Origin of the sequence: Cytobacillus sp. FSL W7-1323, from assembly GCF_038595015.1 — a bacterium.
GTDB classification, from domain to species: domain Bacteria; phylum Bacillota; class Bacilli; order Bacillales; family Cytobacillaceae; genus Cytobacillus; species Cytobacillus kochii.
This window is the reverse complement of sequence record NZ_CP151998.1, coordinates 1,403,624-1,420,610: the sequence shown is the minus strand read 5'-3', so window position 1 is coordinate 1,420,610 and position 16,987 is coordinate 1,403,624. Positions and strand designations below refer to the sequence as shown.

General features: G+C 37.4%; 15 protein-coding genes and 2 riboswitches. Of the genes, 1 reads left to right on the top strand and 14 read right to left on the bottom strand.

The window, feature by feature from the left end; translation table 11 throughout:
• Positions 1 to 13: 13 nt before the first annotated feature.
• From acsA to queG, 14 genes are all read right to left on the bottom strand, one after another.
• Positions 14 to 1,738: an acetate--CoA ligase gene (gene acsA / locus MKX67_RS07390; RefSeq protein WP_341091882.1), complete on the bottom strand. Its 1,725-nt coding sequence runs from the start codon at positions 1,736 to 1,738 to the stop codon at positions 14 to 16.
• Positions 1,739 to 1,759: 21 nt separating this feature from the next.
• Positions 1,760 to 2,488 carry an ABC transporter ATP-binding protein gene (locus MKX67_RS07385; protein WP_307318281.1) on the bottom strand — a complete coding sequence of 243 codons (729 nt, stop codon included), beginning with the start codon at positions 2,486 to 2,488 and terminating at the stop codon, positions 1,760 to 1,762.
• Between the two features lie 12 nt (positions 2,489 to 2,500).
• Positions 2,501 to 3,328: an ABC transporter permease gene (locus MKX67_RS07380; RefSeq protein WP_233435275.1), complete on the bottom strand. Its 828-nt coding sequence runs from the start codon at positions 3,326 to 3,328 to the stop codon at positions 2,501 to 2,503.
• A 21-nt stretch (positions 3,329 to 3,349) separates the two neighbouring features.
• Positions 3,350 to 4,342, bottom strand: coding sequence for an aliphatic sulfonate ABC transporter substrate-binding protein (locus tag MKX67_RS07375; RefSeq protein ID WP_307318278.1), 993 nt, complete (start codon positions 4,340 to 4,342; stop codon positions 3,350 to 3,352).
• Positions 4,343 to 4,366: 24 nt separating this feature from the next.
• Positions 4,367 to 6,166 (bottom strand): PLP-dependent aspartate aminotransferase family protein, encoded by a 1,800-nt coding sequence (locus MKX67_RS07370; protein ID WP_095369976.1) that lies wholly within the window; start codon positions 6,164 to 6,166, stop codon positions 4,367 to 4,369.
• Between the two features lie 76 nt (positions 6,167 to 6,242).
• Positions 6,243 to 6,353: riboswitch (SAM riboswitch) on the bottom strand.
• Between the two features lie 181 nt (positions 6,354 to 6,534).
• Positions 6,535 to 6,635, bottom strand: a riboswitch (SAM riboswitch).
• Between the two features lie 66 nt (positions 6,636 to 6,701).
• Positions 6,702 to 7,328, bottom strand: a complete 627-nt coding sequence (locus MKX67_RS07365; RefSeq protein WP_095369977.1) for a CoA pyrophosphatase — start codon at positions 7,326 to 7,328, stop codon at positions 6,702 to 6,704.
• A 33-nt stretch (positions 7,329 to 7,361) separates the two neighbouring features.
• Positions 7,362 to 8,312, bottom strand: coding sequence for an MBL fold metallo-hydrolase (locus MKX67_RS07360; RefSeq protein ID WP_322909116.1), 951 nt, complete (start codon positions 8,310 to 8,312; stop codon positions 7,362 to 7,364).
• A gap of 267 nt (positions 8,313 to 8,579) precedes the next feature.
• Positions 8,580 to 9,752: a sporulation protein YhbH gene (gene yhbH, locus MKX67_RS07355; protein ID WP_095369979.1), complete on the bottom strand. Its 1,173-nt coding sequence runs from the start codon at positions 9,750 to 9,752 to the stop codon at positions 8,580 to 8,582.
• 308 nt (positions 9,753 to 10,060) lie between these two features.
• On the bottom strand, positions 10,061 to 10,225 hold the full coding sequence (locus MKX67_RS07350) for a hypothetical protein (RefSeq protein ID WP_307318274.1): 165 nt from the start codon (positions 10,223 to 10,225) through the stop codon (positions 10,061 to 10,063).
• Between the two features lie 64 nt (positions 10,226 to 10,289).
• On the bottom strand, positions 10,290 to 12,185 hold the full coding sequence (locus MKX67_RS07345) for a PrkA family serine protein kinase (RefSeq protein WP_307318272.1): 1,896 nt from the start codon (positions 12,183 to 12,185) through the stop codon (positions 10,290 to 10,292).
• 459 nt (positions 12,186 to 12,644) lie between these two features.
• On the bottom strand, positions 12,645 to 13,394 hold the full coding sequence (nfsA, locus tag MKX67_RS07340; protein WP_095373493.1) for an oxygen-insensitive NADPH nitroreductase: 750 nt from the start codon (positions 13,392 to 13,394) through the stop codon (positions 12,645 to 12,647).
• Positions 13,395 to 13,476: 82 nt separating this feature from the next.
• On the bottom strand, positions 13,477 to 13,950 hold the full coding sequence (trmL, locus tag MKX67_RS07335; RefSeq protein WP_095369981.1) for a tRNA (uridine(34)/cytosine(34)/5-carboxymethylaminomethyluridine(34)-2'-O)-methyltransferase TrmL: 474 nt from the start codon (positions 13,948 to 13,950) through the stop codon (positions 13,477 to 13,479).
• A 71-nt stretch (positions 13,951 to 14,021) separates the two neighbouring features.
• Positions 14,022 to 14,888, bottom strand: a complete 867-nt coding sequence (locus MKX67_RS07330; protein ID WP_095369982.1) for an amidase domain-containing protein — start codon at positions 14,886 to 14,888, stop codon at positions 14,022 to 14,024.
• Positions 14,889 to 14,977: 89 nt separating this feature from the next.
• On the bottom strand, positions 14,978 to 16,117 hold the full coding sequence (queG, locus tag MKX67_RS07325) for a tRNA epoxyqueuosine(34) reductase QueG (protein ID WP_095369983.1): 1,140 nt from the start codon (positions 16,115 to 16,117) through the stop codon (positions 14,978 to 14,980).
• 87 nt (positions 16,118 to 16,204) lie between these two features.
• Between queG and MKX67_RS07320 the strand changes: the two genes are divergently transcribed.
• On the top strand, positions 16,205 to 16,870 hold the full coding sequence (locus MKX67_RS07320; RefSeq protein ID WP_095369984.1) for a phenylalanine--tRNA ligase beta subunit-related protein: 666 nt from the start codon (positions 16,205 to 16,207) through the stop codon (positions 16,868 to 16,870).
• Positions 16,871 to 16,987: the final 117 nt, after the last annotated feature.

Here is a 16,987-nt window from a genome sequence, read left to right as displayed (position 1 = left end):
CCATTACATCATATTACTGTAATTTTTTACTAAGTTTGGCAAGCTCTCTTGCCTTTAATTCTCTGCGCAATATTTTTCCACTGATTTTTGTTTTAGGTAGTTCTGTGACAATTTCCATTTCTCGTGGGGCAGAATGAGCAGCTAATCTTGTTTTTACAAACCTTCTAATCTCTTCAAGTAGTACATCACTGCCTGTAAATCCTTTTCTTAGGACAATAAAGGCTTTGACGATTTCTCCTCTTAATGCATCTGGTTTTCCAATGACTCCAGCTTCTGCTACAGCAGGATGTTCAATGAGCTTACTTTCAACCTCAAAAGGTCCGATTCTCTCCCCGGAAGAATTGATCATATCATCACTCCTACCTTGGAAGAATATATATCCATCTTCATCTTGAACAGCTAGATCTCCTGATACATACCAACCTTCAAAAGGAAAATATGACTGGTATTTCTCCTCATTCTTCCATACTTCTTTCATGATTCCTGGCCATGGTGCTTTAATTGCTAAGTGACCAATCGACCCTCTTGATTGTTCGACACCATCATCATCGAGGATAGCGATGCTTATACCAGGAAATGGTCGACCCATTGATCCGGGTTTAATTACTTCTGAAGGTAAATTGACAATTAATTGTGCCCCTGTTTCAGTCATCCACCATGTATCATGAATTCTTTTCCCTAACGTTTCTTGTCCCCAATAAATGACCTCAGGATTTAACGGCTCACCAACACTTAATAAATGTCTTAAGTTGGATAAATCATAATCATTTGGTAGGTCATTTCCTTCTGCCATTAACATTCTGTATGCTGTCGGTGCACTATACCATACAGATACTCCAGTTGTTTCTAATGTATGATACCAACCCTTTGCATCAAAGCGGCCACCATTAACAACAATTGTCGCTCTATTTAACCAAGGTGTGAAAATGCCATACACAGTTCCCGTAACCCAACCTGGATGTGCGGTACACCAATACACATCATCATCTTTTAAATCGAGTACCCATTTCCCTGTTTGATATTGATGAACCATCGCTCTATGAGCATGAATAATTCCTTTTGGCTTTCCTGTTGAACCGCTCGTATAGTGGATGTTTAAACCATGCTCGAGATCAACCCACGTCGTGATATCTTCTTCTTTTACTGTTTTCTCTAATTCTTTGATGAGTGAAATTTCTTTTTCACCTAATAATTGTACGTCATCAGCATCAGTAAGAAATATCTTCTCTAAACAAGGCAGTTCGTTCTTTGGTACCCTGTTAAGTAAGTCAGTATCCGTAATCAAAAATCTCCCATCACAATCAGAGATTCTATCTTTTACTGCTTCCTCCATAAATGCTTCAAAAAGAGGACCCGCAATTGCGCCGAGTTTAATGGTGGCAATCATTGTAAAATAACAATCGGGATGTTTAGGTAGAAAAATAAAAACGAAATCACCTTTTTTCACCCCTTGGTTTCTTAAAACGGTGGCGATATGATCCGTTTTTTCTTTAATCTCTGCGAATGTGTATGTCTCTTCATATGAACCATTCACATAATGCAACCCTATTTTGTTTCCATAACCGTCAACCACATGTTTATCAATACATTCATGAGCCATATTGACTAGACCTGATTGGCTCCAGCTAAACTGTTGTTTAACCTCATCCCATGAAATATTTTGACATGCCTCTTCATAGTTTGTTAAGTTGTAATCTCCTTCAATGGGGGCAAGCTGTTGCCGCTCTATCACTGTCATAATTCATTAGCTCCTTTATCTTTAGATTGCTTTCGAATGAGATAAATCTAATAATTGCAAAATCTCATCTTTTAGTGCAGCAAGATCTTTATCTCCTCTTGATCTTGGTTTTGATTTTTCAATTTTTATTTCTTGATATAATTCTCCCGGCTGTCCCCTAAGAATAATAATGCGATCGGCTAAATATAATGCTTCATCAATATCGTGCGTTACTAAGAGGATAGTTGATTGATAGGTTTGCCAGAGATTCAGTAATAAATCTTGTAATTGCATTTTTGTAAAAGCATCTAATGCACTAAACGGTTCATCTAAAAGTAATATTTCTGGTGAGGTAACGAGGGCTCTGGCAATGGCCACCCTTTGCGCCATCCCGCCAGATAAATCTTTCGGGTAATGGTTTTCAAACCCTTCTAGCCCAACGGCTTTAATATATTGCGCTATTTTACTTTGAACTTTTTTTTGTAGACCGAATCCGATATTGTCATAAACTTTTAACCAAGGCATCAATCTAGGTTCTTGGAAAATCATCCCGATTTTCTTATGAACATCATGGACAGTTTCGCCATCTATTACAACCTGGCCATCATATTGTTTATCCAAGCCGGATAATACACGTAAGAGCGTACTTTTACCGCAACCACTTGTTCCTAAGATTCCAATGACTTCACCTTTTTCTACCTTTAAGTCAATATTTTTGAATCCCGTTGTTCCATTTGAAAAAGTTCTAGACACTCGCTCAATTGATAACAATCTTGCCACCTCCTACTTCTTGACGATCGTATCTTGCCAATGCAATGTTTTTGTCTCTAACCCTTTTAAAATGGCATCTGTTATTTTTCCTAATATGGCAAATAAGACGATACTAGAAATAATTAATTCCGGTGCATAAGTGTTTTGGCCATAAACAAGCAAGTAGCCAATACCTGTAGAAGCTCCCATTAATTCAGCTGCAACAACAAACATCCAACCAAGTCCCAATCCGCTTCTCAGCCCTACTAAAAAAGATGGCAAAGCTGCTGGTAAGATAATCTTACAAATTAATTGCCATGAGCTAAAATGATAGATTTTCCCCACTTCAATTAGTTTACGGTCAATTCCTTGAATGCCTGAAACGATATTTAGATAAACTGGGAAGAAAACACCGACAGCGATTAAAACCACCTTGGAAGGTTCCCCAATTCCCATCCAAAGAATAAATAATGGCACCCATGCCAATGAAGGTATGGAACGAAAAGCTTGGATCAGGGGATCTAATAAACTTTCAACTGTTGAAAAGTAGCCAACAGCGGCGCCGATAATTAAAGCTGCAGCAGTGCCAAATAAGAAACCAAGCACAAGGCGATATAATGTAATGCTCGTATGTGTCCATAAACTTCCATCTGTCGTCATTGTCATAAGTGATTGCAAAATGATTGATGGAGCCGGGAGTAAATGAGGAGGGAACACACCGATCCGACTCAAGTACTCCCATGCAAGAATAAGTAAGATTGGCACGATACTTCCAAGTAATACCCTTTGAATACTAGGGTTAATTTTTCTATGCTTCTCCTTACCCTCATTTACTTTGGGGATCGCTATGACTTCCTTCATATTCATTCTCCTTTACCAACCCTATTGAATGACCTCTGTTGAGAAATCTGGGTTTATTAATTCATCAACCACTTTACCTACGTCATCACTCTTAATAATGCCTTCTTCTTTTAAAACCTCACCAGCAGCATTTAATGCTTCTATTTGCACTTCACCAGGTATTGGTTCATTAAAGTCATTTCTCTCTAATTCTTTTTTCGCTACCTCTAGGGTGATTTGTGCTTCTTCTGCCAGTATCTCTGCCGCTTCTTCAGGATTTTCTAATACCCATGTACGAGCTTTTTCATAAAGCTCAATTACTTTTTTCACTTGTTCAGGATACTTCTCAGCAAATTCGCTTCTCACATTTAATGTGCCATAAGTGTTAAAATCGATATTTCGATAAATAAATTCTGTGTCTGCTTCAAGTTCTAATTTAGCCATATGGGGATCTAAACCAGCCCAAGCGTCTACTTGCCCTGTTGTTAATGCCGTTCCACCGTCAGCATGTTGCAAGTTAACGATTTCAACATCCGCTGATGTTAATCCGGCTTCATTTAATGAGCGCAGTAAAAAGATATATGGATCTGTTCCAATCGTTGCTGCTACTTTCTTTCCCTTCAAGTCTTCAACTGATTTGATAGCTGATTCTTTCGGTGCAACTAATGCCGTCCATTCTGGTTTTGAGTATATATAGACTGATTCAATTGGAGCACCATTTGCTTTTGCAATTAATGCCGCTGCACCTGCAGTTGAGCCAAAATCAACACTGCTACTATTAAGAAACTCAAGTGCCTTATTACTTCCTTGACTGAGGACAAACTCAACATCAATATCATCTTCGGCAAACGCTTCTTCTGCCCAGCCGAATTTCTTTAAAACTACACTTGTTGGAGAATAATAGGCATAGTCTAAAACAATTTTTTCTGGTTTTCCTTCGTCATTACTATCATCAGTGCTTGCCTCACTATCTCCGCAAGCACTAATGAATCCAATTGATAAAACGACAATTAAAAATACGAACCATTTTTTCATCGATGACTCTCCTCAATCTCGGTTTTAAATTTCACAAGCAAAGGTTACAATAGAACCTCTTAATCTCTGTGCCTCTTTATATGTGCAGCGATTTTGTACCACTTCAAGTCCGGCTTCTTTTGCTATTTCAACTGCTTTTGGTGAAATGACACCTTCTTGTAGCCAGAAAACTTTCGGTTGGATTTCTACTGCCTCTTTCGCCACTTCTATCGCAGCTTCAGGGCTTCTAAATACTTGCACAATATCAATGGTAAAAGGAATGGATTTTAAATTTGGATATGCCTGTTCACCTAATACTTCTGTTTCTCTTGGATTAACTGGCACGATTTGATAACCTAATCTTTGCATTTTTCTTGCTAAACGGTAACTTGGTCTAGCAGGATTTCCACTTAATCCAACAACAGCTATCCTTTTTGCTCTTTGCAGTTCTTTGCCATCCACATCTTCTTTTAATGAGGATGATTGTAATGCCCATCGAATAACACCTTCATCATTTACTGCTGTTTCTCCTTTTTGTTCTCCCTTCGAAGAAATACCAGTCGCTTCATAGAAGGCTTGATCTAAGTCATTGGTTAAATCTCTAACCGATTCAATCCCAACTGATAAACGTATGAGTTCCTCACTTACACCGCTTTTAATTAAATCTTCTGCACTTAACTGTTGATGTGTGGTTGAAGCCGGATGAATAATGAGTGACTTCGCATCACCTACATTGGCTACATGAGACCACAATGCAATTGTATCTATCACTTTTTTACCCGCATCTCGGCCACCTTTAATACCGAAGTTCACAATGGAACCGAAGCCAGTGTTTAAATATTTCTTCGCGAGTTCATGCGCTGGATGCTCTGCTAAACCTGGATATGCGACCCAATCGACAGCTGGATGAGCGTTTAAGAAATGGGCTATCTTCGCTGCATTTTCCGTATGTTTCTCTATACGTAAATGGAGTGTTTCCAATCCTTGGAGTAAAAGAAATGCACTATGTGGGCTTAAAGATGACCCAAAATCGCGCAGCAACTGAACACGAAGTTTTGTACTAAAAGCGAGTGTACCAAACTCATTCGCATAAACAATACCGTTATAACTTGGATCTGGCTGAGTAAAACCAGGAAACTTATCATGATTCCAATTAAATCGTCCGCCATCAACTACAAGTCCGCCAATTGTTGTTCCATGACCACCAATCCATTTTGTTGCCGAATGAATGACAATATCTGCTCCCCATTGGATTGGTTTGCAAAGATAAGGTGAAGCGAAAGTATTATCAATAATAAGGGGAATATCATTATCATGAGCAATATTTGCAACTGCCTCTACATCTAGGACATGAAGACTTGGGTTCCCAATAATCTCTCCATATAAAGCCTTAGTTTTTGGCGTAATCGCTTTACGGTAATTCTCAGGGTCAGATCCATCAACAAAATGAACTTTAATCCCATATTTCGGAAGTGTTATGGCAAAAAGATTATATGTTCCACCATAAAGGTTCGACGCTGCAACAATCTCATCACCCGCTTGGGCAATATTCATAATTGAAAGAGCTATAGCTGCCATTCCAGATGAAGTCGCTACTGCCGCTACCCCATCTTCTAATAAAGCAATACGTTTTTCTAATACATCTACCGTTGGATTACCGATTCGTGAATAGATATTTCCCGTCTCATCTAATGAAAATAGGCTTTGCGCATGGTCTGTATTATGAAAAACATATGAACTTGTTTGATAAATAGGAACTGCACGAGATCCCGTTGTCGGGTCTGGTGATTGACCTCCATGTAATAAAATCGTCTCATCATCATAAGTGTTAAATTGATTCGTCATTATATACTCTCCTCTACTTTTTAGTCGGATGATTAAAATAAATAACCCCCTCTTCATAAGAAGAGGGGGTTGCCTCATCTTATCTTCCAGACATTTACTGCCTGCAGGATTTAGCACCTTTTCAAGCAATTGCTTGAAGGTTGCCGGACTTCATAGGGCCTGATCCCTCCGTCACTCTCGATAAGAAATATTTTATTTTTTAAAGCGTTAATACTTTAATTACAAATAGAATTATATCCAAAAAATGATTTGTCGTCAATATGAAATCTGAATATATTTTATATTCCAATAAAATATTAGCTCTATCACATAAAAAGCCCTTCTACCTAGAAGAGGCAGAAGGGCTTTGAATTAACGAGCTCACCTTCTCCTTATCTTTGGATAATATCCTCTGAAATTAGCACCATACAAAAGATTGCTGGTTGCCGAGGCTTCTCTGGGTCAGTCCCTCCGCCTCTCTGGATAAGAAGTTCATATTTATTTGTTTAACATCATATACCCTTTTATAGGGAATCGTCAATAACATTTTGAAAATTTATTTATTTTCATCCTGGATAAGCGTCAAAAAATGATACAGTATCTTAGCTGTTAACCCCCATATCACATGACCTTTATAAGTATAAAAAATTTCTTGCATCCTCCGCGTTTGCCATTTATATTTTTCCCCATTAGGAATGAGATGATAGGGAAAGCTACTATTAGGCTCTGGCTTCATCTCAATATAATGAATAGATGGTCCCTCTTTCAAAAAATAAGCAAGTGGTACTGTGAAAATTTGATCCACTTCCTCTGGATTTAGCTTAAGATCACTGATGCTCTCTATTGTGCCTACAAACGGATAAATCACTGTATCATAAGGTGTCACTACATAATCAAGTTCTGAAAAAACAGAGACTTCTCCAATTGGGATACCTAACTCTTCACTGGTCTCCCTTTTTGCCGTCTCTATTAAATCCACATCGTCTTGATCCATTTTCCCCCCAGGAAAGCAAATTTCCCCTGGCTGTCTTCTCATAGATAAAGACCGTACTTCAAACAAAATATGTATTTCTCCATCTTTTTCTATTAGGGGAAGAAGAACAGCGAATTTAACCAATCTGGAGCTACCCAATATATCTGATTGACGATGCTGTATCTCTGATCTTATTTCTTCCAAATCCATGTTAATTACCTCCAAACCACACGACTTAAATCTTTATTTCACTTTCTGCAATCTATCAATCATCCCCATTGTGCAGACATTTAAATCTAAGCCTATTAGCTTCTTATCCTCTGCACTAAGTTCAACATCGTGCGCTGTTAATAAATAATGTTTTACTTGTTCCAACAATTCCGATTGTATGGCTTCTTGCATTTTTATTATGTCATTTCCTTGGAGAAAAACGTCATCTGCAACTGAAGTAAATATAGGTAACCAATAACGAATTTGAGTAAAAACATCCTTTGGTTCAGGGCCCTCACCATAATGCCCAAAAAAGATATGTTGTGGTTGAAGTGATTCGATTTTTTCAACAGAAGATAACATCGCCTCTGGATTAAATTGATTAGGAGAAGTCGATGGCAGAACTAATGGATAACCTTTTCTTGCTATGTTAGGATAAAATACGCCAATTGTATCGCCAGTAAAGAAGCCATTACTTTTCGAATCATGGATTGAAAAGTGGTGCTTTGCATGGCCAGGGGTATCATAGAAAGTTAACAAACGCCCACCGATATCCAATGATTGTCCCTCTTCCATCGCGACTAATCTCTTCTCATCAATTGGCACAATCGGATTAAATAGTTGATCAAAATCATCGCCATATACCATTCTAGCACCAGCAATTAATTTACTAGGGTCAGCTAAATGCCGTTTACCTCTTGGATGAACATATACTTTTGCTTCTGGACATTGTTCTAAGAACAAACCAGTTCCCCCAGCATGGTCTAAATGTACATGAGTGACAATAATATGCTTGATGTCTTCAAGGTTAATGTTCAATTCCTGCATTCCTTCTATAAGATGGGGAATCGAAGGACTAGCACTTGTTTCAATCACTGTTAATTCTTCAGCACCTAATATATACGCCCCCGTACGCTCAGGTGTTTGTAAATCCATTAAATCAATCAGTTTAATATCATTACCTAAATCTTGAATTTTGTGCAAAGGAAACCCCTCCATATTACTCTTTATGAAAATTATGACATAAGTAGATGTAGAGAGCTACTTAAAAGAATTACAGATAAAAGTGCTCAAATCTACATAGGGCTAAGTCAGTTGAGCAAAAAAAAACACAGCATCAATCGCTGTGATATAACTAAAAAGCTCGATTGCTTTGTTCTCATCATTTTTCAAAACCCTGCCTCCGAAACGCTCGTAAGTAAGCTATTACACTTCAGAACTTAGTTGCGAACCTTTCAAAACAGGCTCTCATTAAGCCAACTTTTCCTTCTGTTCTTGTTCTTTAAAAAAGCCTTTCATCGCATGGAATACATCAGCCTTCTGCTTTAAAATATAATAACGGAACAAATCATTTTTTATATTTTTGTATGCTGACATTAAAGTGGAATGGCGGTTATATTGATTCACTTCCCCGTAGCCAAACATACTTGATACTTTCATTAACTCTTCAACAAGTTTTACACATCTTGCATTATCTGAAGTTAAATTATCCCCATCTGAGAAATGGAATGGATATATATTATATCTGACTGGGTTATACTTTTGATCAATTAACTCCAATGCTTTACGATAAGCAGACGAACAGATTGTGCCGCCACTTTCTCCTTTAGAAAAGAAATCTTCTTCTGATACTACCTTTGCTTCTGTATGATGCGCAATAAATTCAATTTCTACCGTTTCATATTTCGTTCGTAAAAACCGAGTCATCCAAAAGAAGAAACTTCTCGCCATATATTTCTCCCAGATACCCATCGAACCACTTGTATCCATCATTGCTAGCACAACTGCTTTCGATTCAGGCTTCACGACTTCATTCCAAGTCTTGAACTTTAAGTCTTCTTGATAAATGGGGTGAAAAGCTGATTTCCCGTGCATCGCATTTCGCTTAAAAGCTGACATCATTGTTCTCTTTTTATCTATATTCCCCATAAGACCAGTTTTGCGAATATCATTAAATTCAATATTCTCAACGACAATTTGATCTTGTTCCTTTTTCTTTAAGTTCGGTAGCTCCAATTGTTTAAATAACGCTTCCTCAATTTCCATTAAAGAGACTTCTGCTTCAAAGTAATCCTCACCCGCTTGATCCCCTGCACCTTGCCCTTTACCTTGCCCTTTCTGACCTGACCCATCTCTCGCTACTACATCACCAACTTGACTATCGCCATCACCTTGACCGACATGCTTATTCTTATCATAATTGTAGCGAATTTTATATTCATCTAAGGAACGAATCGGTATTTTAACGACATCACGACCATTGGACATGACAATGTTTTCTTCTGTAATCAGGTCAGGTAAATTGTTTCTGATGGCATCCTGTACTTTTTCTTGATGGCGTTGTTGATCATCATGCCCTTTACGATGGAGGGACCAATCTTCCTGTGACACGACAAACTGATGGTTTTGATTTTTTTCGGTCATTCTCATTTGCCCTCCTTTTTTGTTTATAAAAAACTTTAAGGATTTTACGGAATTCATTCACATATCTCACCCAAAAACATACAATATGACGAGTGTCCATTGCTAACCTGAAAATATTTACTTATAGCTAGGTTCAAAAAATGTTGATTACTCTATCCTATGCTTTAAAACAGAATTATTTACATATTATTTAGACAATTATTAAAGTTGGGCGATTACTATCTATCATCCATCGTTCAACTAATACAAAATATGAATATAATGAAAAAAGCAATGGGGTCCATTGCTTTTTTCATTGTTTGTAGCTTTTATGATTTTTGCTTACCGACTTCCTGTTTAGGATCAGGTGTTTTTTGCATTTCTTTCAATTCTTCTTTCGATTTCATTTGTTCCATTTCTTTTCCAAGAGTTTCTATTTCTTCTTCATTGCTTGCCATTGAGCTATTTTCCGGTACTTTTTCTTCTTTTGACATTATTCGTCACCTCTATTGATTAAATACCCTATTTCTGTCTTTTTTAAACAATAGACTGGACGGTTTACCTATTTAATAGACTACCCACATAACGAAGTAAATCATTTGCAGATGTGGAATTATAGCCATGTTCATCAATAAGACGTGCGACTACTTCATTAATCTTCTTCAATTGTTGTTCATCCGGTGTTTTTGAAGAAGTTGTAATTTTGACGACATCCTTTAAGTCAGCAAATAATTTCTTTTGAATAGCTTCACGCAGGCGATCATGCGAATTATAATCAAATCGTTTACCTTTTCTAGCATAAGCACTAATACGAATGAGAATTTCTTCACGAAATGCTTTTTTAGCATTTTCTGAAATCCCGATTTGCTCCTCAATCGAGCGCATTAGTTTTTCATCTGGATTGATTTCTTCTCCAGTAAGTGGGTCTCTTAGTTTAGCCTTATTGCAATAAGCCTCAACATTATCAAGGTAATTCTCCATTAATGTTTTCGCTGATTCTTCATAAGAGTAAACAAATGCCTTTTGCACTTCTTTCTTCGCAATTTCATCGTATTCTTTTCGAGCAAGTGAAATAAAGTTCAAATATCGTTCTTTCAGTTCAGCAGTAATGGATGGATGTTGATCTAATCCCTCTTTTAATGACCTTAATACATCTAAGGCATTAATCGACGTCATCTCTTTACGAATGATGGTAGAGGAAATGCGATTGATTACGTAACGGGGATCGATGCCACTCATTCCCTCATCTGCATGTTCTTTTTTCATTTCTTCTACGTCTGCACGATTAAAACCTTCTACACTTTCACCATCGTATAAACGCATCTTCTTAACTAAGTCAATATCGCCTTTTTTCGGATCCTTCATTCTTGTTAATATTGTAAACATAGCAGCAACTTTTAATGTATGGGGAGCAATATGAACATCTGACACATCACTTTCAAAAATCATTTTCTCATAAATTTTCTCTTCCTCGGTTACCTTCAAATTATATGGAATTGGCATCACAATAATCCGTGAATGCAGTGCCTCATTTTTCTTATTACTTATAAACGAACGATATTCCGTTTCATTTGTATGAGCAACAATCAATTCATCCGCTGATATTAAGGCAAACCGGCCTGCTTTGAAGTTTCCTTCTTGCGTTAATGATAGGAGATGCCATAGAAATTTTTCATCGCATTTAAGCATTTCTTGGAATTCCATCATACCCCGATTGGCCTTATTCAGTTCCCCATCAAATCGATAAGCTCTTGGATCAGACTCGGAACCATATTCGGCAATTGTGGAGAAGTCTATACTTCCTGTTAAATCAGCAATGTCTTGAGATTTAGGGTCAGAGGGGCTAAATGTACCAATCCCTACCCGCTTATCTTCTGAAAACATCACTCTTTCGACTATTACATCTTCAATTTTTCCATTATATTCTTGTTCAAGCCTCATCATATTGAGTGGTGATAAGTTTCCTTCAATTCTAATTCCATATTCATCTAAAAAGTCTTTGCGCAAATGATGTGGGATAAGATGAAGTGGGTCCTCATGCATTGGACAGCCTTTAATGGCATATACCGCTCCTTTATCTGTTAATGAATAGGCTTCTAACCCTCTCTTTAACATCGTCACAAGGGTTGATTTCCCGCCGCTTACGGGCCCCATTAATAATAATATCCGCTTTCTCACATCTAATCTTTTCGCCGACGGATGAAAATATTCTTCGACAAGTCGTTCTAATGACTCTTCTAGGCCAAATAATTGATTGCTAAAGAATTCATATGTTTTCTGCCCTTTCACATCATTAACACCAGCGTCTTTGATCATATTATAAACCCGTGAATGTGCGGACTGGGCAACCCATGGCTTTTCTTTTATGATTTCTAAGTACTCTCCAAAAGTCCCTTCCCATTTCAACTTTTCCTCTTCTCGTCTATACAACTCCACTTTTTTTAGAATATCCATATGGACCTCCCCCTGTCACATTATCAGAGACGATTATTACAATCTATGCTTGAAGAAAAACAAACATGCTTACCGAAAACAAATGACAAAAAATTTAGTCGGTTAAAGGGCTTTTACAAATAAAAACAACATTAGATTATCCATCCCCCAAGATCTGTAAAAAGTGGGTCTTGAATAACGCTAATATCTAATACACATTCCTATGCAGAACTGTCCAATAATATCCATGATTTGCATTCACTATTTAAATTTATTAGGATATAATAAAGTTATATGTTGTGTTTCTATTTTTAGGAAAAAGGAGGCCATACATAATGGGTACAGTCCTAATTTTAGGTGTGATGGTGGCATTTTTAGTTTCAATTTTCACAGCGGGCTATGATGATAAGCCTGGTAAGCACATTAAATAATATGCGCTAACACAAAAAAAACTGCGAGAGTCTAACTCCCGCAGTTTTTTTATCGTTTATCTAAACCTTTTTCTTGAACAAATTGCTTCATGTACATTCTCTTTTTACGCTCAAACATACCAGCAATCTGACTTGTCCAAGTATCATCACGCTTACCTGCTGTTCGCTCTTTATAGTAAGCAGAAATCACCTCATTGTATGCTTGTAATTCTTGAATATATATGTCCTTGTCCTGTTCATATTCATTTTCATGATAAATATGGTTCATTGGTAGACGCGGCTTTTGCGCATTCCTTTTCGCTGGGTACCCAACTGCTAGTCCGAATAATGGTATCACATGATCAGGTGTTTTTAATACTTCGCTTACTTCTTGAAGTTGATTCCGTAAGCCACCAACATAACAAATGCCAAGACCCATGGATTCAGCTGCTAAGCTTGCGTTTTCGGCTGCTAAAGCTGCATCGATTAAAGCCACCATAAATTTTTCCGTACTTTCAATGGACTCAGTTAAATCTATCCCTTCTAGTTCTGCAATGACTTCATGACGATGAAGATCTGCGCAAAACACAAAGAAATGCCCACTGTCTGCAACAAACCCTTGGTTTCCTGCCAATTCGGCCAACTTTTCCTTCTTCTGTTGGTCGGAAACACCTATAATAGAATACGCTTGTACAAAACTTGAAGTAGAAGCAGACTGAGCGGCTGTCACAATCTCCTTAATTTGCTCTTTCGTTAAACGTTTATCCTCAAAATGGCGTACTGAACGATGGTCTTTCATCAATTGAATCATTTCATTCATCATCTCATCTCCCCTATGTAAAAAAAATTAGTATATAAAAAGAAGATCTTGCCAAATGTAAGAGCAGACCTTCTTATTCACGCTAGCTCATTCGTGGATATCCTTGCTGACGCAGGGCTTCATAAATCAAAATAGCTGCTGTGTTTGATAAATTTAGTGAGCGCATATGCTCATTCATAGGTATTCTTAAAGCGCGATCAAGATTCGCTTGAATAAATTCCTTTGGTAAGCCAGTTGTTTCTCTTCCAAAGATAAAGAAGTAATTTTTTGATTGATCACTATAATCAAAAGTAGTATGCGGTTGTTTCCCATGTTTTGTTAACAAGAAAAATTCGCCGTCTTTATTTTTCTCTAAAAATTCTTCTAACGAATCATAATAAACAATATCTACATACGTCCAATAATCTAAACCCGCTCTTTTTAACATCTTATCATCCGTTGAAAACCCTAATGGTCGAATTAAATGAAGCGTTGTATAAGTAGCTGCACAAGTACGAGCGATATTACCTGTATTGCTTGGAATTTCTGGTTGATATAAAACAACATTCACTGACACTAACTGTTCACCTCTATTATAATATCTCGCTCTTATTATACACTTCTTCAGCTCATTACGAAAGGTAAGTGCTAGGCATCATAAATCGTAAAGAATTTATATTTAATATTTTCAGTATAAGCGGTAGAGTCTTCATAATCCCAATAGCGTTTGCGACTATTAGTCGTATGGGCATTTACAAGCGGCATATTCTGTTCATCTTTAGCCGTCACAATCGTCGTATGGTCAAAACGACCATCTCCTTGAAAATCATAACAAATGACATCTCCTAGCAATAATTCCTCAGGACGCTCCACTTCTTTCGCTCGTAATCCAATTGTCGAGTTAGCTAAATGAATACGCATAGAATGAGCTACACTCCAACTATAGCTCCAATTCTTACTGCGCATCCACCACCCCGTTCCCCTAGCAGGAAATCCGCGCATCGGGGCTCCTCCTGCATGTAGACATTGAGAGATATAATTCGTACAATCGACATCAAATGCATGAAACTGTGGATTATGGCTATTCCACCATTTTTCTGCGTATTGTACCGCTTTTCTGCGGTCAAAATGAAATGGATAAGATGAACGCGAATCTTCCTCTAAGATATCAACCGTGTCTTGATCATAAAGAACCAACTTTTCTTTATCCTCAACGAGCGTTTCTTTATAAAACTCAGCCACTCGTTCTTCCACCTCTTCTTCAATATAAAAAGTCTTTCCTTGCTTAATTAAATATTGAAAATGCGCCTTATACGAAATATATTTACTATCTTCTTGAATGTGCGGCTCTCCTTTGATTTTTCCAATTGCCTTTGCCTTTACGATACTTGCTCCCCTTTTTTCTAAACTTCTTTTTTTATTTTTTATCTTCATACAAGTATGAATAGATTCTCTCTCATTGCTGACACATTGCCTGACTCTTTTTTCTAATAGTTCTTGCAATTGTTCTTTCATCGTATCACTCCCTCCATTAACATGCATATGTTCATAAGAGGGGTTTAACGATAAAAAAAGAGAAAGTAATCGCATTACTTTCTCACATACTACATAATAGGATTAAACATCTTTAAACCTTTTTCGATTTCTTGTTGGACTTCAGGATCCTCTTCTGTAGCTTGCATTGCTTGTAAAGCTTTTTCTGCCTCTTCGCCTCCAATTTTCCCTAATGCCCATGCTGCTGTTCCTCTAATTACTGGTCGTGGGTCTTTTTTCATTAACATGATTAAATCTCCCACAGCTGATTCATCCTTAAAATGAGCTAGAGCGATAATACTATTTCTCTGAATAGGTTTCCTCCCTCTCCACGAACCAGAAAGACGACCAAACTTCTCCTTAAACTCTCTATTGCTCATATGAAGTATCGGTTTTAACAAAGGTTTGACAATTTCTGAATCTGGCTCCATTTCTTCATGAAAATGAAAATCCTTGCCTTTATTTTCTGGACAAATCGTTTGACAAGTATCACAGCCATAAATTCGATTCCCTAATTCTTCGCGAAACTCATCGGGCATAAATCCTTTTGTTTGCGTAATAAAGGAAATACAACGTTGCGCATTTAGTTGCCCGCCTTGAACGAGTGCACCTGTAGGACAAGCATCAATACATTTCGTACAAGTCCCACACTTTGACTCTAGTGGCTCGTCCGGTTCAAAAGGAATATTTGTGATGGTTTCACCTAAATAGACGTAAGAGCCGAATTCAGGTGTAAAGATAGAACAATTCTTTCCACTCCACCCTATACCCGCTCGCTCAGCTACAGCACGGTCAGATAAAGCACCTGTATCGACCATTGATGTAAATCGGACATCAGGAACAAGCTCTTCCAAGTAGGCTTCTAACTTACTTAGACGATCCTTCAACACTAAATGATAGTCATCTCCCCAAGAAGCACGGCAAAAAATACCTCTTCTCTCACCCGGTTTACTCACTACGCGCTCTCTCATCTTTGTTGGATAAGCTAGGGCAATACTAATAATCGACATCGGTTGATCCATCAATAACGCAGGGTTGACTCTCTTTTCTATATCAGGCTCTTCAAAACCTGATTGGTATCCGAGCTCTTGTTGTTTCATTAATCTATTCCGCAAACCATCAAAAGTTGATGCAGTGGTAAATCCAATCTTATCTATTCCAATCGTCTTACTATATCGAATGATTTCTTCTTTTAGTTCAGCTATATTCAAGGATTATTCACTCCTCCTTGGTTTTCCATGTGATTCATCTTCCCTCTCATGATAAACTAGTTATTATAAAATCAGGAGGTGTAAACATTGGTAATCAACATATCAAAAGATTTAAAGACCTTATTCCCTCAATTCAAAATAGGCATCATTACATACAATCATATCACTATATCAGGTTCTCCCCAAATGGTAAAGGGCCGCTTACAACTCTTTCAAGAGTCATTATTTTTTGATCTTGAAGAAAAGAATATAACTGAATTTGCAGGGATAAAAGAATGGCGAAGTATTTTCAAACAAACAGGTAAAGACCCCAACAAATATCGTCATTCTGCTGAAGCAATGTATCGAAGAATTAAAAAACAGAACTACCTACAGAGCATCAACAGTGCCGCTGATATTAATAATTTTTTCTCATTAAAATACGAAGTCCCGATTGGCATATACGATTTAGATTGTATCAACGGAAATATTGATGTGAGAATCGGAGCTGATGGAGAAGTTTACGGAGGATTAAACGGACGTGATAATTCACTAAAAAACTTAATTATTTTAAGTGATTCACTTGGGCCATTTGGTAGTCCATTTGTAGATTCTACTAGAACAAATGTTAATGAACAGACAACCAATGCATTACAAGTCGTCTTTTTAAGACATTCAATTGAAACAGTTGAGGCACAAGCACTGCTCAACTCACTAAAAGATATGTTTATCCAAGTTCATGGAGGTAATGGTCAAGTTGAGGTAATAGTTTAAAAAAATAATATCCTATTTTTCTACAGCATTAAATTTGGCTATAGAAAAAATGCACCCCACTTGTTAGATTGTGTCTAGCAAGTGGGGTGCATTTCACTCTTTATTTTGTTCGATTTT